Here is a 21,413-nt window from a genome sequence, read left to right as displayed (position 1 = left end):
GTGTATGAAGCGGATCTATTTTTGGTATGACATTAATTTTCATCAAAATAAGATTATTGCCACATCAAAGCAAGATGTGAAAAGACAGCTTTTATTGCAAGGGCAAATCGCGATTAAAATTCGTGCCGGAAATATTATTACTAAAAAAAGTTTTCATCCGAGCGATCTGCTAATTATCACAAAACAGTTAGCCACTATGTTAAAGGCTGGATTATCGATTGTTGATAGTTTGAGATTACTTCTTGATGATCAGCCTAAACCTCAATGGCAGTATTTGTTATCAGACATTAGTCAGCAAATCGCCAAAGGTGAATCACTGTCATCTGTTTTAAAGCAATATCATTCGGTATTTCCTGCGCTTTATTGTGAAATTATTGCTATTGGTGAATTAACCGGACAACTCGATCACAGTTTTGAACAACTAACCGCGCATCTTGAAAAATCATTGCAATTACAAAGACAGATTAGAAAGGCAATGCGTTATCCGCTTTTTTTATTGTCAGTGTCAGTAGTGGTTATTATCGTGATGATGTTTATTGTATTACCAAAATTCGCCGACATTTATCAAAGTTTTGATGCTCAATTACCTTATTTTACCCAGCTAGTGATTGATATTGCGAATAAGGTTCAGCAAAATGGTGTACTCATATTATTAGTGCCGTCGCTGGGTTACTTTTTATTCCAGCGTTTTTTTAAAGTCCGCTATCAACTCACGATTGATCGGCAAAAATTAGCATTGCCGTTATTGGGGCAAGTGATTCAATCACAGTGCTTAATGCAGATTTTCCACACATTAGCGATCACTCAGCAAGCAGGTATTCCATTACTAACAGGACTTAGTGCTTCGGCAAATACTACAGGAAATAGTTATTATCGTGACATTATTAATAAAATAATTAACGGTATTGAACAAGGTAATGCTTTTAGTCAAATGCTATCGTCCTATTTTCCTAAACTTTGTGTACAGCTAGTTCATGCTGGCGAAGAGTCAGGCTCATTAGATGTTATGCTTAATAACTTGTCTCTCTATTATCAACAACAAAATCAAACCTTAACCGATAATTTAGTCAAAGCATTTGAGCCGATTTTGATGCTATTTTTAGCATTGATAATTGGAGGATTAGTGATTTCGATGTATTTACCCGTATTTCAAATGGGAGATGTGATTCATTAATGGCTGTCGTAGTTTTTTGTGTTGGACTTGCGGTCGGTAGTTTTTTGCAAGTTGCTTATTGGCGATATACGCCTTCCCAATCTTTGTTTGATTATTTGGTCGCTATCACTTTTCCTCGTTCTTCGTGCCCACATTGTCAACACTCACTTTCAGCTTGGCAGTTAATTCCAGTGCTATCATGGTTATTATTAAAAAGGCGATGTTATTTTTGTCAGCAAAAGATCGCTTTTTGCTATCCAATTTTTGAGTTGGCTGTAGCGGGATTATTTTTACTAATATATTTGAACAAAGATCTCAATTTTCAAAGTATATTATTAATGCTACTTGCGAGCTATTTTTTGCTTTTAGCACTGATTGATTTTCGCTATTTTTTACTGCCTGATTTTTTTACACAACCGTTGATGTGGGCTGGGTTGATGATGGCTTATTTTGATCTAAATTCGTTAACCATCAGCGACGCCTTAACGGGGGTTTTTTGTGGTTATTTAATGCTTAAATTACCTGCTGTCTGTTATTTTTGCCTAACAAAACGAGCCGGTTTAGGTGGTGGGGATATTAAGCTTGTCGCGGCTTTGGGTGCTTGGCTACCTTATCAATTAATTCCATTATTGTTAATTATGGCATCATTGTCAGGCATACTTTTTTTTATTTTGGCAAAATATAAGCAAACTATGCATGACATGATCGCCTTTGGTCCTTTTCTGTTGCTATCTGGTTATTTAATCATTTTCAGTTTGTGATCTTGATTGTTTTTTAATTACTATCTATTTCGCTATTCACCTAAATCTACCGCTCTACTTTGCTTATAACTAAAAAAGATAACGATAAAAGAATTAGTTATTTTTACTTTATTCAAATTAAGATTATAGTGCGAATAAAGCCTTTTCAGATTTATAGCTAAATGTAAGGAATAATCAATGACTAGTACTACCGCGAAAAGCATTGCTGCATTAAAAGATGAGATGATTGAATGGCGTCATCATATTCATTCTCACCCTGAAACTGCATTCGAAGAGAAGCAAACAACCCAGTTTATTATCGAAAAGCTAAAATCGTTTGGAATCAATGAACTGTATACCGATTTTGCGCCAACGGGTGTAGTAGGAGTTATTCATGGTAAGAATAAAGGTCGTACTATTGCTTTACGTGCAGATATTGATGCGTTGGATATCGTTGAAGAAAACAAAATTGGCTACTGTTCAAAAATCCCCGGTAAAATGCATGCTTGTGGGCATGATGGTCATACTGCAACATTGTTAGGCGCAGCAAAATATTTAAGTGCTAATCGTGATTTTTCTGGTACGGTGGTGGTGGTCTTCCAACCCGCTGAAGAAAACGAAGGCGGTGGTCGAGTGATGGTTGAAAATGGTCTATTTGAAAAATTTCCTATCGAAGCTGTTTATGGTATGCATAATCAACCTAATTTAGCGTTAAACCATTTTTTAATTAATCATGGTCCAGTAATGGCATCTTATGATGTTTTTGAAATTAAAATTACTGGTGTTGGTTCACATGCTGCTGCACCACATTTAGGTAGAGATACCATTTTAACCGCTACTAATATTGTCAATAGCTTGCAAACAATTGTCAGCCGTAATTTAAATCCAACTGATTCGTTGGTTATTAGTGTGACACAGATTCATAGTGGCGATACTTGGAATGTGCTTCCACAACATGCGGTGATTCGTGGAACAGTTAGGGCATTGAGTGCTGAAGATCAAGATTTGGCAGAAGAAAGAATCAAACATATTTCAACAGGAACCGCTTTAACGTTTTGTACTAAAGCCGAAGTTGATTATCAACGCCGTTACCCAGCAACTATCAATCATGCTAAACAAGCGGATATAGCAATTAAAGTTGCCCAAAAACTTGTGGGTAACGATAAAATTGTGATTGATTCACCACCAACAATGGGGTCAGAAGATTTTGCTTTTATGTTGCAAAAAGTGCCGGGCGTTTATATCAAAATTGGTGCGGGAGAGGGCGCGAATCTTCATAATCCGTCGTATAATTTCAATGATGAGCTGTTAACAACTGGTGCACAATATTTTGTTGAAATTGTTCATCAAGAGTTAGGAAATTAAGATATTAAAAAGCAGGAATAATTATAAAACTATTCCTGCTTGATCGATATTAAATTATAAATTTAATTCACTATCAGGTTGGCCTTTGACTCTGAATTTTGTTTCACTATCAAGACCATTTGCTAACACTACTTGAACATAAATTTCATCATTTTGCCCAACTTTTAATGCCGCCAAGATCTGGCCACCTTCACGCCAGTTTCCTTCAAGTTCATATTCAAGTTTATCACCGATTTCCGGTAATGCTTTACTATGACCTTTTAATAGATAAAGCCCTCGATTATTTGCACCGCGGAATTGCGCTCTAGCTACCATCTCTTGCCCACAATAACAACCTTTATCAAAGCTTATCGCTTTAAAATGTTGTAAATTACAAGCTTGAGGAAGCAGACTTTCAATATTAGGAGCATCAATAATTGCGTGACCTGCTTCTAATTCAAGTTGTAACCAGCGATCAGATGGTTGTAAATCACATGGTTCAGACGATACTTTTATCACCCGCAACTTAGGCGAAGTGAGTTTAAGATACGTAACACCATCAATAGTGACACAATTGTGATCGCCCAATGCTGAGATCACAGAAGGATCTATTGCATCATCTTCCAATCCGACTAGATTTAAATCCAGAACGGGCTCTATAGTTACTTTAGAAAAAACTGCTGTTTTTTTCAATTCACTAATTTGTCTTTCGGCAACACTTTTACGTAAGATATAGAATATATCTTCACCTCGTTGGAATAATATAAAATTACTCCACATACGTCCTTTTGCATCACAATGTGCTGCAAATGATGCTGAGTTTTCGTTAATACGATTAAGGTCAGCGGTTACTTGTCCCTGTAAAAATGTACGGTTATCCATACCTGATACTTTGACTAATTGCCAATCAGATAGGGAGGTTTGTTTGTAATAAGAATTGGCCATTAAACACACCTTTCAATTATAATGAGCCCTAATATACATATATAAAAGAGCGTAAACAAAAGCGAAAACGCCTTTAATAATTCAAAATTAATCAATTAGTCGATCGATTAATTTCTCACTATTATTGCATTAAAATAGATAAAATAAACTTTTACAAGTTATTTCTTTCAAAAATGAGTACTAGTACCCAAAATTGAGAATAAGTTAACTTATATTGTTGACTTTATTGATTTTCTGTATTAGTTCATGCAAAATGGGGAAAAAATGACAAAATAGTTATAAATGGAGGCAACAACCATGGCAAAATTGTCAGGCGCAGAAATGGTCATTCAATCCTTGATTGATCAGGGAGTTAAGCAAATTTTTGGTTACCCAGGAGGCAGTGTTCTAGATATTTATGATGCCATTCATACCCTAGGTGGAATTGAGCATATTTTAGTCCGTCATGAACAAGCTGCTGTGCATATGGCTGATGGTTATGCCAGATCAACTGGAGATGTCGGAGTCGTTTTGGTTACCTCTGGTCCTGGTGCAACGAATACTATTACCGGTATTGCTACTGCTTATATGGATTCTGTGCCTTTAGTTATCTTATCTGGTCAAGTCGCCAGTAATTTAATTGGTAATGATGCTTTCCAAGAGTGTGATATGGTTGGGATCTCTCGTCCGATTGTTAAACATAGCTTCTTAATAAAGGATAGCAAAGATATTCCCGAAACGATAAAAAAAGCATTTTATATTGCCTCAACAGGGAGGCCCGGTCCAGTTGTGATTGATTTGCCAAAAGATATTGTTAATCCGGCAAATAAATATAACTATAGCTATCCACAATCAGTCTCAATGCGCTCTTACAATCCAACCATTCAAGGGCATAAAGGACAAATCAAAAAAGCATTAACTACATTATTATCAGCTAAAAAACCCGTTCTATATATTGGTGGCGGTGTAATTAGTGCCAATGCTAGCGAAGCGGTTAAATCTTTAGCTGATAAATTAAATCTTCCTGTTGCCTCAACCTTGATGGGAATTAGTGCTTTTCCAGGAACTGATAAAAAATATTTAGGTATGATTGGTATGCACGGTGTCTATGAAGCAAACATGGCCATGCATAACGCCGATGTGATATTTGCTGTCGGTGCTCGCTTTGATGATAGAACGACTAATAATGTTGAAAAATATTGTCCTAAAGCAAAAATTATTCATATTGATATTGATCCAACGTCAATATCTAAAACAGTATCCGCTGCAATTCCGGTCGTTGGTGATGCTAAAAAAGTACTTGAAACAATGTTAACTCAACTCAATGAAATTAATGTTGATCGTGATTTAGATGCGCTAATCGATTGGTGGAAGCAAATTGATCATTGGCGTGCGCGCAAATGTTTAGCATACAGTCACAAAGGTAAAAGCATTAAGCCACAAGAAGCCATTGAAGTTTTATATAAATTAACCAAAGGTGACGCATATATTGCTACCGATGTTGGTCAACATCAAATGTTTACGGCACTTTATTATCCATTTGACAAACCGCGTCACTTTATTACCTCAGGTGGACTGGGTACTATGGGATTTGGTTTGCCAGCGGCATTAGGTATCAAACTCGCATTTCCTAAAAAGCATGTGGTTTGTGTGACTGGTGATGGAAGTATTCAGATGAATATTCAAGAGCTTTCAACCGCATTGCAATATGGTTTGCCAGTGATTGTATTAAATCTTAACAATCGCTTTTTAGGGATGGTTAAACAGTGGCAAGATATGATTTATGCAGGTCGTCACTCTTCATCTTATATGGAGTCACTCCCCGATTTTGCAAAAATTGCCGAAGCTTATGGTCATGTAGGTATGAGGATTGATAAACGTGAAGATCTGGAACCGAAACTTAAAGAAGCACTTTCGATAAAAAATCGTTTAGTCTTTATTGATGTCATGACGGATGCGACAGAACATGTTTACCCAATGCAAATTCGTGGTGGAGCAATGAATGAAATGTGGCTAAGTAAAACGGAGAGAACCTAATGCGTTATATACTATCAATTTTAACAGAAAACGAACCGGGTGCTTTGTCACGAATCATTGGTTTATTTTCACAACGTGGATTCAACATTGAATCGATTACTACCGCACAAACCGAAGATCCAACCATGAGTCGTATGACGATTCAAACAACGGGGGATGAGCATGTAATTGAGCAGATCCAAAAACAACTGCATAAGCTGGTCAATGTTTATCGGGTGAATGATTTAACCGAAGGTCCTCACGTTGAGCGTGAAATCATGCTGGTTAAAGTAGCGGCGAAAGGTTCTGATGCGCGTGATGAAGTAAAACGCTGTGCTGATATTTTTCGAGGCTCGATAGTCGATGTAACTGCTACTCATTACATCGTACAGTTATCAGGGACGAGCGAAAAGTTAGACTCGTTTTTAGCCTCAATTCGTGAAACGTGTAATATTGTTGAAATTGTGCGTTCTGGAATTATCGGTCTATCTCGGAGTGAAAAAACAGTCAATCATTAATTTTATAATTAAAAGTTAAATTTTTACTTTATTATAAAATAAGACTTATAAGGAATAAGTTTTAATGCATTTTTTTGCTTTTTTGACGATAATTCAATTAATTATTTCATTTATTTATTTATTCTATTATTTCTTATCCAATAAAAAAGTTTAGAATAAATAAATATAAAAATAAGCTAATAGCCGGTAGTTTTACTGATCTCAAACCTTTTAGAATATTAACTAAACAGGAAAGAGATGGTTTAGAAACCTATTTATCGATGAACCCATCTTCTGGGAAAAGAAGTCATCATTAGTTTCTCGAGAAGTGATGTTAATATCCGGTAGTTGTGTCAAACAAACTAAATTTTCGCATACTGAAAACACTTGTTCCTATAAAATCCAAAATATTGATGTTGTATTTCCTTTCAATATGGATCGTTACCTTACTGATTATAAAGAAGTTGAAATTGCGCTTACGCAAAATTTCGCTATTGCTGTTGATTTAGATGTTGATGTTGACAGTAAAAAAATTGTCCATTATGGCTACGATATGTCGGTTACTAAAGAGGTTGAACAATTTGGGCCACCAAAATTTTGGGGACGTAATTTATGGCTTTTTTTAGCTGGCATGTTCTACCTTTATGCTATCAATAATCAAGCAAAGGTGAGTGACAATTTCTTATTTGCTTATCATCAATACAATCACGATTCTAAAAGTTGGTTTTTTGATGATCCATCAAAATTAGTTACTAGCGACATCAAGTCGGGTGATGTAGTGAAATTAAATTTTTTAGATGTGTCATGTGAAGACCTGTTAAAAATAAAGCCGATAGATGTATTGAAGTATTAATTCAAAGTGCCGATACCTCTTTTCATTTAGCCAGTTCCTCAAGCTATTTTCTTCTACATGGTTTAAAAGAAAATACAACTTCTTAATCGGGTGAGAGTGAAGATCCACAATCTATCGTTCATGCAGATCATGTCACGGTGTCGGGATTTGTTTCGAATGTTGATTATGACGCTAATCATACCATTTCAACATTAACCATAAATACGCAAGAGTTATACCAAAAAGATATAAGTGAAAATCTATTACCAATTTGTGTAAACCTGCTGTTATTTTTGCTTTTAACTTCAGCCACCATTTTTAACGGTATTATGTTGTTATTGAAAACCATTGTGAATCGAATTCGTAACTTTAAAATTAAAAATATCTATACTTATCGTCTACTTTAAGTTGATTTTTACCATTATTGAGATTTTTTTTTAAAAAAATTGGCAGATTAAAGACGAGAAAATTTAAATCTAACGGCGCATTAAGCGCTTTTTTTATCAATAATCATTTATTTCCAAATTAATTTCTAAAAATGTGGCATAGAACATTGGCTTCGGACTTATGTCCTAGTTAACTGAAAAATTTCCTTATTATAATTAATTCAAATCACTAATTATTCAGGAAATATTATGACCGCACATATTAATGCTAATCCCAACGACTTTGCACAAACCGTTATCATGCCAGGTGACCCTTTACGGGCGAAATTTATTGCAGAAAATTACTTAACCGACGCCAAAGAGATTTGTAATGTACGTAATATGCTTGGATATACTGGTTTATATCAAGGAAAAGCCGTGTCAGTAATGGGGCACGGAATGGGTATTCCATCAATAACCCTTTATGCACATGAACTAATTAATGACTTTAATGTTAAACGGATTATTCGAGTAGGTTCTTTAGGTGCCACACAGCAAAGCGTTAAAATGCGTGATGTGATTTTAGCTGTAGCAGCAGGAACCGATTCGATGACAAATCAAAAAAGAGCAAATGGTTATAACATTGCTACATCAGCGACATTTTCCTTATTACATCGAGCTTATGAAATGGCTAATAACATGAATTTACCGGTTAAAGTAGGGAATGTATTTAGTGGTGATCTTTATTATGATCCTGACGAAACATTAATAAGTACACTCGAAAAATCAGGGGTGTTAGGTATCGATATGGAAGTGGCTGGTCTATATGGAATTGCTCAACAATTCAATGTCGAATCGTTAGCGATTTTAACCGTTTCAGACCACTGCTTAACTGGTGAAGAAACAACTGCGGAAGAGAGGCAAATGACATTTAATAATATGATCAAACTTGCTTTAAACGTGGCTGTTAACTCTTAATTTATTGCGTTTCTCGGATGGAAATATGAAAAATAAATTATCGCTCACACTTATTAGTTTTTTAGCTAATTTTATTATGGCTGGCTTTGCCAGTCAGTTTGGTATGCTAATAGAACCCATAGCACAGAGTTTTAATGCAGATGTAAACAGTGTCGCATTCATTTTTTCTTTATTAAATGGTGGGGCGTTAATAGGCACTATTTTGGCATTCTTTTTAATCGATATCATTGGGATTAAACGCATCACCTTGCTTAGTTATTCGATTATAATTGCCTGTTCGCTCATTTTATATATCACAAACTCGCTCTTGATACTTCAAGTTTGTATGACTTTGATTGGTTTGTGTGGTGGAATAGGGCTCTGCATTGCGGGGACGATTGTGGTATCAACTTGGCAAGATAAGATACAAAGTACAATGTTAGTTGTACAAGATGCGACATTTAACATTGCTGGTGTCATCTTCCCACTGATTACTACCTACGCTTTAACGCATGACTTATCTTGGGCAAGTAGCTATTTAATGGTTGGGTTGGTAACAGTCTTAATGTTATTCATCATTATATTGACTAATTTCGATTTAATTAGTCATCCAACAGTCAAACAGTCTCAGCCATCAGAGTGGAATTTTGGGATATTATCTGCTGGTATTGGATTATTTTTGGCAATGTTAGCATTATATACCTTCTTAACGTGGGCCCCGTTATTTGTTAGCCAAAAATTTTCTATATCGTTTGAATTGGCTGGCAATATTATTACCCAATATTGGGCAGCAGCTTTAATTGGGGCATTAGTTTCAACAGTGATCGTGACGCGAGTTAAAATTGAACACTTTTTTATCTCAATTATTTTATTAGCTTTTATTATGACATTGATGATCGTCAACACCGAATACAGTGATAACGATAGCCTTGATCGCATTGGCTACTTAACTTATGGATATGGATTCGTCTGCTCTGCTTTATATAATGCCTTTGTCGCTTATGGTGTAACCTTTGTAAAAAATGCATCAAGCAAAAATGTTTCATTTATTTTAATCAGTGGCAGTGCAGGGGCGATGTTTAGCCCAGCTATTAGCTCAATACTGCATAACTATTTAGACATTCAAGTTATTATGAATACCATACCAATATATTATGCCGTTATTATCGTTATGTTGGCTATATCAATGTTCTTAAAGAAAAGAGCTCTAAAAAGTAATCAATGAAATTAACTTAGGATATCGCTTTTATTACAATGGTTGACTATAATGATGCCTCTTCAGAATGAGATAACGCGATAGATAATTAACTATCAATATGTTATCGATTCTGATGGGGTATATATTTTGTGGTTAAAAACTTCGGTGATATGCAATTAAAATCATTAAATAAAGGTCGATTTAGCCGTTATTGGCAGGAAAACAATAAATTACTCGAATCAATTATAGAACAATGCATTGTAGAAAAGAAAATTGTCGATGAAAAAACCACGCTTTTTCATCAAGGATGTAAAGTCGATAATTTAGTTGTTGTTTATAATGGTACGATTTCGATACGCTATCAGGCAAATAATGGTCGTCGATTCCATCTTGGTACAGTAGATTGTGATGAGCATATATTTGGTGAAATGGAGTTTTTTACCGACTATTTATGTCAATTTGATATCATTGCCGAAGAAGCCCTAACTGTCGCTATCGTCAGCATTGATAAACTATATCAATCATTACTCAAATATCCTAAATTAGCACTGTTTTTTGCTAGTGCTATTGCTTTTGATTATCAAGAAACATTAGATATCTTCTTAAAAAGAACTTTATATTCAATCTGTTATAACATTGCTTATGATATATATCAGCATCATCTAAATATTCATCCCGTTAATAATTTTCAAAAAAACTACTTAGAAGCAGAACGTTTTGGCACTACCGATCGTGTCTATCGTCGGGCCGTTAATGAATTAATTCATTTAGATATTATTCATAAAGTTGCTGGTAAATTGGAAATTAAGGATATTGATAATTTAAAAGATTTTATCGAATTCAGAGGAAAATTCGCTAAATAGAGTAGGAATAGATTAAAAATAAAGTCGCTTTTAAAAACGCTGTTTGTCAATAAAAGAATTATTGGATTAAGGAAAAACTATGGATTGGTTTACGCTCGTAAAAATTGGCATTTTAATTTTTGGAATGGTTAGCTTTATTCTTTTTAAAGGCGAGCGCAGTATAAATAAGGATAATTTAGACGACCACTTAAGCCTACGTGAACCAATAAGAGATCTAACGGATGAAGAGCTAGACCTATTACAACCTTTTTTAACCAGTAAAATGGCGGTTTATCCCTATAAATTTCAATCCTCATTAGTTGATAACAAAGTATCACAACTTCAAGGGATTTGTTGTCGTCATAGTCTTAACAAAAATACTGATGAAATTGACTATTATTATGAAATAGACGATATAGAGCTGTTCTTTCCATATAATATGGATAAGTATATTGATCAATTTAATCTCATAGAAGTTGTATTTACCAAACGGTATGGGATTGTCGTTAACATTAATGATCACGATATCAAAACCGCACAGGAAAACTATGATCCAAACGAGGAATATGAATTCAACGATTTTGGGCATTTAAAAGACCATGTTGACAAATTTTATCAAAAACGCAACGATAATATAGATGCTTTTGATATTGAGTCACTCACTCTTTATGATGATGATTTGAAAAGCACCGATGAGGTAAATTCAGACGAGTCAAAGAATAAAACCCTCTACCAACGAGAAGAAACACCATTCGAAGCCACAATTCGAAGTAAATTTAGCAATTATTTACCCATTTTGATGTGTTTATTATTAGCCACCTTTTTATTCACATTATCATGGCATAATAGTGATGATCATACATCCATTATAATCCTGCTTTGCATTGGTGGTGCTGCTTTTTTTGCTTGGCGTAAACCTAAATTTGATCTAACCCCACAGCAAGTGAACGTCATTGAAGCTAGAATTCATGATAACTATTTTAACAAAGTGGGGATAGACGAAAATACGGTATTAAAATACCCTAAGCATTGGTCAAACTTTATCCCTAAAAGTTCAGATTCTGCTACCGAAATGGTGATTAGTGAGGATGGAAAAAAATTACTTCGCTATTGTCACACGTTATCAATCAATGACGAAGTCGAACAATTTGGAGCGCCTAAATCAGTTAGGCAAAATATCATTTTATTGGTGGTTGGGATAATCTTATCTATTGCGCTCATATATTATACTGATCCAATTAATAATGGATATTTTGCATATCGATATTACACGCAACAATCTAAAAACCTAAAAATTAACGATCTCACCACGTTAAATAGTAGTGATATCCAGCATGGTGATATTGTGAATATCTCGATTAAAAACACATCGTGTGATGTTAATGATTTAACTGAAAATTATAAATGCCATAACTTCTTTATCAATAGCCAGCCAATTGATGTTAAAGAAAATGATTTTATGAGCATCGAAAAGTCATTAAAACATATATTTTCTCCCAATTTTATTGAATATATCTATGATGAAGAATTAAAACGTTTTAAAAATTCGCAAGAAGTAGCCGTTGCGAGAGTTAATTATGAATTAGGGTATGAGGCTTTTGAGAAAAATCCTTTCTCTAAAATAAAAGATTTTGGGCAAATGGTCATTGACATCGACAATAGCTGTAATATTTTGCCTGTAGCACAATGTGATGAAGTTAAACTCCGAATGAGTAATTTATTTTATAAGGGTGATATTTTTTTTAGATATGATGAATGGGACGATTTACTCGCTAAAACCAAAGGAAATCCTGATTTAGCTATCATAGCTGAAAATAGAAGAATATATGCTCTTTCAAGAGAATTAGGTTTATTTAAATCAGCATTGCAAAAAGAGATAAAAAAAATTGTTTCTCAATATCAGTCTGAAATAGAAATTACATTAACCAATCAAAGCTATATTGACATGACACCATTAATCAAAATTGACATGGCATCGCGATTTAAATCGATGAAACTCTACGAATATGAAATGGTGAATTATTATTTTGATATTTTAAATAGCACTATCTCGCCTAATGTTAATATTATTGGTGTGGTAAGTGATATTCGTTATGGTAAGGATCAAAATGCTAAAACGATTTCTGCTTTAAAAGTTAATGCAAATCCTCGTTATAATTTTGGTGAAAATCAAACAATATCCTATATTTCTTTAATTATTGTTAATCTTATCATATTTATCGCTATGGCATTTACCACAATAATTAACGGCGTTAAACTTGTTAAAAACACAAAATTTAACCAACACCGAATTAAAGAAATTAAAAAATATTATGAAAATAGATTAGGTACTATCATTAATCTTAAATAAACCGTTTTAATATAAAGTTTAAATAAAAAGATCTTAAAAGTATGTTAGTTATTATACTGTTTGTTATTATTTTTTTCGCTATTGCGTATTTTGAATTATCTGGTCCCGATTTTACAGAAGTCAAAGAGCCTCTAATTAACGAAAAAAGCCTGCCTGAGAAGTATGAGTTTATCCGTAAACATGCAATACGACAGCTAACAGAAGAAGAAACCCTTGTTCTTCAATCTTATCTTGATAATGAAAACAATTTTACCACTCCTTATCATTGGGAAAACGTATTAATCAGTTCTGAAGTTGTGAAACTAAAAGGTTATATTGAAAAAGATTTTACTGATGAAACCCTAAATAAATATTATTATCAGATGAATAATATCCGGTTATTTTTTCCTTACAATATGGATATCGGTATTAGAGGGTTTAAAGAGCGAGATCCAGATCTACAAGAAACTATCACTTATGATATTAATACGGTTGAAATTGTCTTTACTTATAGTTATGCCGTTGTAGTTAAAATAAACAGCTATGATTTAGTGCAAGCTAGTTTGAGACTGCAAGCTCGTAAACAGGAACAACTTTATGATTTTTGGCAGACGGGAATATTTAGACCTATTCGTTTAAATAACATAGAAAAATCTAATGAGACCTTAACACAACTAGTCACTGAAACATCTGAAAAAAAACCGCTTTTTGAGATTCTTAGCAAACGAGAAAAAAATCAATTTGAAATCGCGAACCAAGACCGAAGCAATTCTGGCAAATTAATGACAGTTTTTTTTGTTTTAGGCGTAATGCTTTTGTTAGCTTTAGAACATTTTCAGTCAATTGCCTTGGTTATTTTTTCAATCATCTGTTTTATTTTTGCCCTAATTGCATCGAGTATAAAACGAAAATTGCCGACCAAATATGTTAATCATATTAAAGCACCAATTAGGCGTAGTTGGTCAGCCTATCTTAATTTAACTATTGATTCAAGCTATGATATTTTCTTTCCCACATACTGGGAACCGTTTCTCCCCAATAATAACATACCTATTGACATGCAGATCGAAGTTGATACAGCACGAGTACTTAGTTGTGGTGAACACTTATCAATAAGTGAGGAGGTAAGAAATTATGGTGCGCCAAAATTTGTTCATCATAATGTTATGTTATCTATTACGGGATTGATACTGGCTGTCTTAATTTTCTTTTTTACTAATGCGGGTGAAAAATTAGATTTTACCTATCGACAATTAACCGCGCCACTCACTACTTGGAATATTGATGATAAAGTCACGTTAAAGCAATCCGCCATCCAATCTATGGATCGGGTTAATTTGAATTTATCTAGTGTTTCATGTGATATTCATAATATACAAAATATAAAAAAACATTATTTTCAATGTAATAAAATATTTGTTAATCTCAATCCAATAGACAGCAATAAACTTAGTCTTTTCCCTTCTTGGCCTCAATATTTACAAACAATTTACTCTGAAAATCTTATTAAGATGAAAAAAGACGATGAAGTTCACGAAATAACTCTCGCAAAGCGTTTAAATAAGCTTATAGGTAATTATCGTTACTCTCATCGCTATAATCCACAATACAAGCCAAATAGCCAAGATACATCAGAGTTGATAAAAATTTACGATATTAGCAAGGCTATTTTAATCATTAATGATGGTTGTAATCATTCAAACCTTGAACCTTGCGAAGAAATTAAAAATAGCTTAGCAAGTTTACTACCAAATGGTAATCTAACCGATAATTGGTCAGAGGTGGTGGCTTATGCCAAATTGCATCCTGATATGGAAAAAATTGTAACATTATCCTCAGCTAAAAAGCTCGACCGACTCGTTGCTAAATATCGAACATGGTTACTAAAACAATTAGCCGATAAAGCAAAACAGCAAGTGGTCATGCTACAAAATGATGCAAATAACCTTAGTATACAATTAACCAATTTAATTCCACTGTATGATCAAAACTATATATACTCAAATGGGAATTTCAAAGAGCAACTTGATTACTACAATAATATTTTATTAGGTAATAGTGCCAACTTAAAAATTACAGGTATTGTTACCAAAGTTAGCTATCATAATGAAGAAATTTCGAAACTAACACTTTCAACTGATTATGGAAATGATATCGATAAAAATCAGTTATTTTTATCGCCAATTTTGATCAACAATTTTGTCTTTCTGTTTGTTATCTTCATCGCCTTAATTAATACTATTATTTATATATGGAAAAAAGCCGCCAACCAATTTAGGCTCGAAAAAATTATTAGTCATTATCAAGATAAAATTCTTGAATATAACGATTAACTGTTCTGGGTTAATAGCAGTAATTAAATAATAGACACCAAGTTAGTAAACAAACTAAGTAATTAAACTCAATTATTCAATTGTGAGAGAAACCATATTCTGTTATACTAATTTCCCGTCTGATTCATCATATATTGCATTTATCATTTAAACTAATGTGATATTGTTCAATTAAATTAATAATGGTCTGGTATTAATGGTCACGAATTATATTTTTGTTACAGGCGGTGTCGTTTCTTCTTTAGGTAAAGGCATTGCCGCAGCCTCATTAGCTGCAATTTTAGAAGCCCGCAATTTAAAAGTCACCATGCTAAAACTCGATCCCTACATCAACGTCGATCCGGGAACAATGAGCCCAATTCAACATGGTGAAGTTTTTGTGACTGAAGACGGTGCCGAAACCGATCTCGATTTGGGTCATTATGAGCGTTTTATTCGCACCAAAATGAGCCGAAAAAACAATTTTACAACTGGACGTATTTATTCTGACGTTTTACGAAAAGAGCGTCGTGGAGACTATTTAGGCGCGACAGTCCAAGTTATCCCTCATATTACCAATGCGATTAAAGATCGTGTTATTGATGGTGCCAAAGGTTACGATGTTGCTATCGTTGAAGTGGGTGGCACAGTGGGTGATATCGAATCACTACCATTCTTAGAAGCAATTCGCCAATTAGCGGTTGATGTTGGTCGTGAACATACCTTATTTATGCACTTAACATTAGTGCCTTATCTTGCATCATCAGGTGAAGTTAAAACCAAACCGACCCAACACTCAGTTAAAGAGTTATTATCAATTGGTATTCAACCTGACATACTCATTTGCCGTTCAGATCGCGCAATTCCGGCTAACGAAAGAGCTAAAATTGCACTATTTTGTAATGTGCCTGAACGAGCAGTGATTTCACTTAAAGATGTTGATTCGATTTATAAAATTCCAGCATTATTGAAATCACAAAACTTAGATACCTACGTGTGCAATCGTTTCCATCTTGAATGTAAGGAAGCCGATCTTTCTGAATGGGAACAAGTCATCTATGAAGAAGCGAATCCAGTAGGTGAAGTCACAATTGGCATGGTAGGTAAATACATCGAATTACCTGATGCATATAAATCAGTAAATGAAGCGTTAAAACACGGTGGATTAAAAAACCGTTTAACTGTTCATATTCGTTATATTGATTCAGAAGACCTCGAATCACGCGGTACCGATTTACTTGCAGGCTTAGATGCGATTTTAATACCGGGTGGATTTGGTTATCGTGGCGTTGAAGGTAAAATTATTGCTGCGCGCTATGCACGTGAAAACAAAATACCTTATTTAGGCATTTGCCTCGGAATGCAAGTTGCTATGATAGAGTATGCACGTAATGTAGCGGGTATTAAAGATGCCAACTCTACAGAGTTTGTAAAAGATTGTGCAAGTCCTGTTATTGGATTAATCACTGAATGGAGTGATGAGTCTGGTAATGTGGTTCAACGTAATGAAAATAGCGACTTAGGTGGCACCATGCGTTTAGGTTCGCAAATCTGTCATTTAGAGCCAAATTCATTAGTCGCTCAAATGTATAAAAAAGAGTCGATAACCGAACGTCACCGTCACCGTTACGAAGTCAATAACAACTTATTACCAGAAGTTGTCAAGGCTGGCTTAAAAGTGACAGGGTTATCAACTGATAAAAAATTAGTGGAAATTATTGAAATTCCAGACCATCCTTGGTTTGTTGCATGTCAGTTCCATCCAGAATTTACATCAACTCCACGTGATGGACATCCATTATTTAGTAGTTTTGTTAAAGCTGCCAAAGATTATCAAGATCAGCAGCAAAAATAATTTATGTTTACATTAGGTATATATCTGTCATATAGAGGAAAATAACATGGCAAAAATCGTTAAAGTACATGGTCGTGAAGTCATCGACTCTCGTGGTAACCCAACTGTTGAAGCTGAAGTTCATTTAGAAGGTGGTTTCGTTGGTCTTGCAATCGTTCCATCTGGTGCATCAACAGGTTCACGTGAAGCGTTAGAACTTCGCGATGGTGACAAATCTCGCTTTTTAGGTAAAGGCGTACTTAAAGCTGTTGAAAACGTAAATGGACCAATCGCTAAAGCAGTTATTGGTAAAGATGCGTTAGATCAAGCTGCAATCGACCAAATCATGCTTGATTTAGACGGTACTGATTTCAAATCTAACTTAGGTGCTAACTCAATCCTAGCAGTATCTTTAGCAACAGCTAAAGCAGCAGCTGCAGCGAAAGGTGTACCACTTTATCAACACATCGCTGACCTAAATGGTACTCCAGGTCAATACTCTATGCCATTACCAATGATGAACATCATCAACGGTGGTGAACATGCTGATAACAACATCGACCTTCAAGAATTTATGATTCAACCAGTTGGTGCTAAAACAGTTCGTGAAGCAATCCGTATGGGTTCTGAAGTATTCCACAACTTAGCAAAAGTACTTCACGCTAAAGGCATGAATACTGCTGTTGGTGACGAAGGTGGTTTTGCACCTAACTTAGGTTCAAACGCTGAAGCATTAGCATGTATCAAAGAAGCTGTAGAAAAAGCAGGTTATGTACTAGGTAAAGACATCACTTTAGCGATGGACTGTGCTGCATCTGAATTCTACAACAAAGAAACTGGTAAATACGTATTAAAAGGTGAAGGAAACAAAGAATTCACTGCTGAAGAATTTACTCACTATTTAGAAGGTTTAACTAATGAGTATCCAATCGTATCAATCGAAGATGGTTTAGATGAAAGCGATTGGGAAGGTTGGGCATACCAAACTAAAGCATTAGGTCACAAAATCCAATTAGTTGGTGACGATCTATTTGTAACTAACACCAAAATCTTCAAACAAGGTATTGAAAAAGGCATCGCTAACTCAATCCTAGTTAAAGTTAACCAAATCGGTACATTAACTGAATCTATCGCAGCAGTTAAAATGGCGAAAGATGCTGGTTATACAGCAGTAATTTCACACCGTAGTGGTGAAACTGAAGATTCAACAATTGCTGATTTAGCTGTTGGTTTAGCTGCTGGTCAAATCAAAACTGGTTCTATGAGCCGTTCTGACCGTGTTGCTAAATACAACCAATTAATCCGTATTGAAGAAGCGCTTGGTTCAAAAGCACCATTCAACGGTTTAAAAGAAGTTAAAGGTCAATAATTCGTTTTTTTAAACGATCATAAAAACGGTGACACAGTTCACCGTTTTTTTATTCATCACACCGCAAGGGTTGCGTTGACTAAGGTTGTGTTGTACTCTTATCAGCTTACTTAAAACATTTAAATTTAACGTTAATATTAAATTGATATTTAATAATTTAGCCACATATAATTTTCTTACAAACTTACGAACACATTTTTCTGCTTATGAACAATATTACGAATATGTCCCAGCCTAAAAGTAAATGGCAACTTTTTAACTGGCTTTGTACAGGTAAACTACCGCTTAATGAACTATGGCTTAAACCGACTTATCGTTATAAATTTTTTTTCAGGACCCTATTTTTAAGCCCAATAACGCTTAAATTATTAGATAAATTAAGACAATACCCATTACTTGGATACTATCTATCATGCCAAACCAATTTACCCTGTAAATTACAACGACCTTATTTAGCGTCTTGTTTAAGTCAACAAGAGCGCTATGAAGCCTTAGCCTATCATTATGACTTTTTAGCAAATCATCCTGATAGCATGACTAAAGCTTTCTATAATCCAGATTCATCATTTGAACTAGCAAGTGTTATGGCTAAGAACGAAGCTAACATAAAAATCGCCATCCAAGCACGTAACAAGTTTGCTCGTGAAGGTGAGCTAAGCTTATATTTTTATGACAATGATGGCATTGATTTAGCCACGTTAACCTTCACCATTAACCAATACCAACAAAAACCAACACTGTTTATAGCAGGATTACAAGGAACAGGGCATCAAGACGCTCGCACCAGAGTTCAGCAAGCAACAAAACAGTGTTATGGACTATTTCCTAAACGTGTGGTGGTGGAAGCCGCATTAATTATTGCTCGTTATTTCCAGCTTGAACAAATTATTGCTGTGGGCAATAAAACCCATGTTTACAACAACTGGCGTTACAACAGCCGACAAGAAAGAATCTTATCTGATTATGATGATTTTTGGTTAACTATTGACGGTAAACAAGACGAAAGATCGTTATTTATTTTACCCACCCAAATCAACCGAAAAGCCATTGAAGATATTGCCAGTAAAAAACGTTCTGAGTATCGCAATCGTTATGCATTATTAGATGAACTGCAAAATAAAATTGAAACTCAATTAGCAGCATTAACATAATAGTATGGATTAACGACAAAAAAATCGCTTGTTCAAATTAGCAAGCGATATAAAAAATTTGACTTTTAAAAATGAAAATAAAGGAATAAAACATGTATTTTGGTATTCTTATTGCTTTAGTGCCGTTATGTCTAGGTTATTTGATTAAATTCAAAGAGCAAAAATGGATCACCAAAATAAACCTAATCTTAAGTTGGATGGTCTATTTTATTTTATTTATCATGGGAACCGAGTTGGCTCACTTAGATAATCTAGCTTCTAACATAAAAGTTATCTTATTTTACACCGCGATCATTTTTGTTTGCACCTTTGGTGGCAATTTCATCTTTTTAGCGCTAATTGACCTATTTTTACCGTGGCGCACCACCCATAGTAAACAAAATTATGAATCACGATTCAAAATGATCTTAGAATCACTGCGAGTGTGCATTGCGCTAATCGCCGGCTTTATTGCCGGACTCTTTCCACTCTTTATTTGGCAATATAGTGAAGACATCACCAAAGTGGTACTCGTCTTTTTACTGCTACTCATTGGTATACAACTACGAAGTAACAACATCTCACTAAAACAGATCCTACTTAACAAAGTCGGCATAGTTACCACTATTATTGTGGTACTAAGTACCTTCTTAGGCGGGATTATTGCGGCACTCATATTGTCACAACCTGTACGAGTAGGGCTGGCAATGTCATCAGGCTTTGGCTGGTATTCACTATCAGGAATACTCATGACCGAAGCTCATGGCCCAATTATAGGCAGTGCCACTTTCCTAAATGACATCCTACGCGAATTATGCGCCATCATCCTAATCCCAACCCTAATCAAACGATACAAATTCACAGCGTTAGGTTTATGTGGTGCTACATCGATGGACTTTACGCTACCTATGCTACAAAAAGGCGCCGGAATCAGCATCGTACCACCCGCAATCGTCCAAGGCTTTCTATTAACCTTAATCATGCCGATTTTTATGACATTGTTTAATTATGGTTAAGAATCGATATTAGAGTAAAAAAGTTGAGGAGCGGGGTTTTCTAACCCCTAAAAAATAGTATTTTTATAACCCTTTTTTTAATCAAAAAATAAAATAATTAAAAATCATAACTTTAAAAAGATAATAAAAAAAAGGGTTTTTAAAACTCCAAATGCCCTTTGCCTTTTTGCAAACAACGATTATAGTATGTCTTGTTCTAGGTTTATGCCGTGTAGGCAGTTTAGAAATTAATCTTAAGATTATCCAATGAAAAGTTTTTGGTTTATGCCGTGTAGGCAGTTTAGAAATAATCAACGCTGTATTGCCACGCCAAATACGGGGTTTATGCCGTGTAGGCAGTTTAGAAATTACTTAAGTAGCGCAGATATTGTGGACGGAAGGTTTATGCCGTGTAGGCAGTTAATAAAATATAATTTTCGAATCAATCAACACTAGTCAGTTTATTCAGTGCAGATAATATCCCGTATCTTAAAAAGTTGAGGAGCGGGGTTTTTGAAGTTCTAAATTTCACTTAAAAATTATTAAATGATCCAAATCACTAAATTTCTAATCCAA

At 34.7% G+C, this 21,413-nt stretch carries 17 protein-coding genes; 16 read left to right on the top strand and 1 reads right to left on the bottom strand.

The features are described 5' to 3' along the window. Positions 1-4 precede the first annotated feature (4 nt). From hofC to J3U16_RS11265, 3 genes are all read left to right on the top strand, one after another. The gene (hofC, locus tag J3U16_RS11275) at positions 5-1,174 is read left to right on the top strand and encodes a protein transport protein HofC (RefSeq protein ID WP_267343093.1); all 1,170 of its coding nucleotides are present in this window, start codon (positions 5-7) and stop codon (positions 1,172-1,174) included. After that, a complete protein-coding gene (locus J3U16_RS11270) occupies positions 1,174-1,914 on the top strand; it encodes a prepilin peptidase (protein WP_267343091.1) in 741 nt (246 codons plus the stop codon). Before hofC ends, J3U16_RS11270 begins: the two co-directional genes overlap by 1 nt. Before the next feature lie 177 nt (positions 1,915-2,091). Next, positions 2,092-3,258: a M20 aminoacylase family protein gene (locus J3U16_RS11265; RefSeq protein ID WP_267337796.1), complete on the top strand. Its 1,167-nt coding sequence runs from the start codon at positions 2,092-2,094 to the stop codon at positions 3,256-3,258. Positions 3,259-3,312: 54 nt separating this feature from the next. On the opposite strand, the gene ygfZ is transcribed toward J3U16_RS11265, so the two are convergent. Further along, entirely contained in the window at positions 3,313-4,182 is an 870-nt protein-coding gene (gene ygfZ / locus J3U16_RS11260; RefSeq protein WP_267343090.1) for a tRNA-modifying protein YgfZ, read from the bottom strand. Positions 4,183-4,479: 297 nt separating this feature from the next. Between ygfZ and ilvI the strand changes: the two genes are divergently transcribed. From ilvI to J3U16_RS11195, 13 genes are all read left to right on the top strand, one after another. After that, a complete protein-coding gene (gene ilvI / locus J3U16_RS11255) occupies positions 4,480-6,198 on the top strand; it encodes an acetolactate synthase 3 large subunit (RefSeq protein WP_065733912.1) in 1,719 nt (572 codons plus the stop codon). Further along, positions 6,198-6,695: an acetolactate synthase small subunit gene (gene ilvN, locus J3U16_RS11250; protein ID WP_065563307.1), complete on the top strand. Its 498-nt coding sequence runs from the start codon at positions 6,198-6,200 to the stop codon at positions 6,693-6,695. The genes ilvI and ilvN overlap by 1 nt, the downstream gene beginning before the upstream one ends. 310 nt (positions 6,696-7,005) lie before the next feature. Beyond that, the gene (locus tag J3U16_RS11245; protein ID WP_267343088.1) at positions 7,006-7,527 is read left to right on the top strand and encodes a hypothetical protein; all 522 of its coding nucleotides are present in this window, start codon (positions 7,006-7,008) and stop codon (positions 7,525-7,527) included. A 137-nt stretch (positions 7,528-7,664) separates the two neighbouring features. Next, positions 7,665-7,913, top strand: a complete 249-nt coding sequence (locus tag J3U16_RS11240) for a hypothetical protein (protein WP_267343087.1) — start codon at positions 7,665-7,667, stop codon at positions 7,911-7,913. Positions 7,914-8,141: 228 nt separating this feature from the next. Beyond that, positions 8,142-8,849 (top strand): purine-nucleoside phosphorylase, encoded by a 708-nt coding sequence (gene deoD, locus J3U16_RS11235; RefSeq protein ID WP_267330693.1) that lies wholly within the window; start codon positions 8,142-8,144, stop codon positions 8,847-8,849. A gap of 25 nt (positions 8,850-8,874) precedes the next feature. Next, entirely contained in the window at positions 8,875-10,053 is a 1,179-nt protein-coding gene (gene tsgA, locus J3U16_RS11230) for an MFS transporter TsgA (RefSeq protein WP_267343085.1), read from the top strand. A 143-nt stretch (positions 10,054-10,196) separates the two neighbouring features. Next, positions 10,197-10,889 (top strand): Crp/Fnr family transcriptional regulator, encoded by a 693-nt coding sequence (locus J3U16_RS11225; protein ID WP_065734165.1) that lies wholly within the window; start codon positions 10,197-10,199, stop codon positions 10,887-10,889. A 79-nt stretch (positions 10,890-10,968) separates the two neighbouring features. After that, positions 10,969-13,218: an IgaA/UmoB family intracellular growth attenuator gene (locus J3U16_RS11220; protein WP_267343084.1), complete on the top strand. Its 2,250-nt coding sequence runs from the start codon at positions 10,969-10,971 to the stop codon at positions 13,216-13,218. 41 nt (positions 13,219-13,259) lie between these two features. Next, positions 13,260-15,530, top strand: coding sequence for an IgaA/UmoB family intracellular growth attenuator (locus J3U16_RS11215; protein ID WP_267343083.1), 2,271 nt, complete (start codon positions 13,260-13,262; stop codon positions 15,528-15,530). A gap of 196 nt (positions 15,531-15,726) precedes the next feature. Beyond that, positions 15,727-17,364: a glutamine hydrolyzing CTP synthase gene (gene pyrG / locus J3U16_RS11210; RefSeq protein WP_065563301.1), complete on the top strand. Its 1,638-nt coding sequence runs from the start codon at positions 15,727-15,729 to the stop codon at positions 17,362-17,364. A 46-nt stretch (positions 17,365-17,410) separates the two neighbouring features. Next, positions 17,411-18,712, top strand: a complete 1,302-nt coding sequence (gene eno / locus J3U16_RS11205; RefSeq protein ID WP_065563300.1) for a phosphopyruvate hydratase — start codon at positions 17,411-17,413, stop codon at positions 18,710-18,712. A gap of 224 nt (positions 18,713-18,936) precedes the next feature. Then, entirely contained in the window at positions 18,937-19,863 is a 927-nt protein-coding gene (locus J3U16_RS11200) for a VirK/YbjX family protein (RefSeq protein ID WP_267337789.1), read from the top strand. A gap of 92 nt (positions 19,864-19,955) precedes the next feature. Next, positions 19,956-20,858 (top strand): lysine exporter LysO family protein, encoded by a 903-nt coding sequence (locus J3U16_RS11195; protein WP_220225912.1) that lies wholly within the window; start codon positions 19,956-19,958, stop codon positions 20,856-20,858. Positions 20,859-21,413 lie beyond the last annotated feature (555 nt).

Source organism: Gilliamella sp. B3023, from assembly GCF_026536845.1.
GTDB lineage: Bacteria > Pseudomonadota > Gammaproteobacteria > Enterobacterales > Orbaceae > Gilliamella > Gilliamella apicola_E.
The sequence above is the reverse complement of the archived record's forward strand: the minus strand, read 5'-3'. Positions and strand labels throughout refer to the sequence as shown.

Coding starts and splice junctions, on each gene's coding strand:
- ygfZ (WP_267343090.1), bottom strand. CDS start 4,182: ATGGCCAATTCTTATTACAAACAAACCTCCCTATCTGATTGGCAATTA.
- pyrG (WP_065563301.1), top strand. CDS start 15,727: ATGGTCACGAATTATATTTTTGTTACAGGCGGTGTCGTTTCTTCTTTA.
- hofC (WP_267343093.1), top strand. CDS start 5: ATGAAGCGGATCTATTTTTGGTATGACATTAATTTTCATCAAAATAAG.
- J3U16_RS11195 (WP_220225912.1), top strand. CDS start 19,956: ATGTATTTTGGTATTCTTATTGCTTTAGTGCCGTTATGTCTAGGTTAT.
- J3U16_RS11215 (WP_267343083.1), top strand. CDS start 13,260: ATGTTAGTTATTATACTGTTTGTTATTATTTTTTTCGCTATTGCGTAT.
- J3U16_RS11220 (WP_267343084.1), top strand. CDS start 10,969: ATGGATTGGTTTACGCTCGTAAAAATTGGCATTTTAATTTTTGGAATG.
- J3U16_RS11245 (WP_267343088.1), top strand. CDS start 7,006: ATGTTAATATCCGGTAGTTGTGTCAAACAAACTAAATTTTCGCATACT.
- deoD (WP_267330693.1), top strand. CDS start 8,142: ATGACCGCACATATTAATGCTAATCCCAACGACTTTGCACAAACCGTT.
- ilvI (WP_065733912.1), top strand. CDS start 4,480: ATGGCAAAATTGTCAGGCGCAGAAATGGTCATTCAATCCTTGATTGAT.
- J3U16_RS11200 (WP_267337789.1), top strand. CDS start 18,937: ATGTCCCAGCCTAAAAGTAAATGGCAACTTTTTAACTGGCTTTGTACA.
- J3U16_RS11225 (WP_065734165.1), top strand. CDS start 10,197: ATGCAATTAAAATCATTAAATAAAGGTCGATTTAGCCGTTATTGGCAG.
- J3U16_RS11265 (WP_267337796.1), top strand. CDS start 2,092: ATGACTAGTACTACCGCGAAAAGCATTGCTGCATTAAAAGATGAGATG.
- J3U16_RS11270 (WP_267343091.1), top strand. CDS start 1,174: ATGGCTGTCGTAGTTTTTTGTGTTGGACTTGCGGTCGGTAGTTTTTTG.
- ilvN (WP_065563307.1), top strand. CDS start 6,198: ATGCGTTATATACTATCAATTTTAACAGAAAACGAACCGGGTGCTTTG.
- tsgA (WP_267343085.1), top strand. CDS start 8,875: ATGAAAAATAAATTATCGCTCACACTTATTAGTTTTTTAGCTAATTTT.
- eno (WP_065563300.1), top strand. CDS start 17,411: ATGGCAAAAATCGTTAAAGTACATGGTCGTGAAGTCATCGACTCTCGT.